Source organism: Faecalibacterium sp. An77 (assembly GCF_002161315.1).
Lineage (GTDB): Bacteria > Bacillota > Clostridia > Oscillospirales > Ruminococcaceae > Faecalibacterium.
In genome coordinates, this window is sequence record NZ_NFHK01000119.1 from 1 (window position 1) to 538 (window position 538).

Below are 538 nucleotides of genomic sequence, written 5' to 3' on the forward strand. Positions count from 1 at the left end.
TCGGTATCCAGAAGCGGCTATTACAGCTTTGTAAGGCGACTGAATCGACCTGAGAAAGATGCCTCATTGGCAGAGAAGATCCGAAATCAGCAGGACAAGTGTTTTCATACCTATGGCTATCGTAGAATGTGGCAATGGATGAAAAACAGTGAAGAAATCATCCATAACCCTAAAACGATCCTGCGTGTCATGAAAAAATACGGCTTATTGTCTGAAATCCGTCGCCGCAAACGTTGGCAGCAGATGGGGCAGCAGCTGCACAAATACCAGAATCTTCTCAATCGGAATTTTCACGCTGAAGCGCCAAACCGCAAATGGGTGACCGATATCTCCTATATTCAAACCAAACAAGGTGTACTGTATCTGTCTATGATCCGTGATTTGTACGACAACAGTATTGTGGCTTATAAAACTGCAATCCAGCAAACAGTGAACCTGGTACTGGATACTATCCGCCAGGCAGTACACAGAGAAAAGAAGAAGGTCGCCGCAGAGTTACAGCTCCACAGCGACCAAGGGTTTCAGTATACTTCCCAAG

1 protein-coding gene is annotated in these 538 nt (G+C 45.5%); it reads left to right on the forward strand.

From position 1 onward, the window contains the following. Window positions 1-39 precede the first annotated feature (39 nt). Window positions 40-538, forward strand: a 499-nt coding sequence (locus tag B5G28_RS14320) for a DDE-type integrase/transposase/recombinase (RefSeq protein WP_087249857.1), incomplete at its 3' end; no start/stop codon positions are given.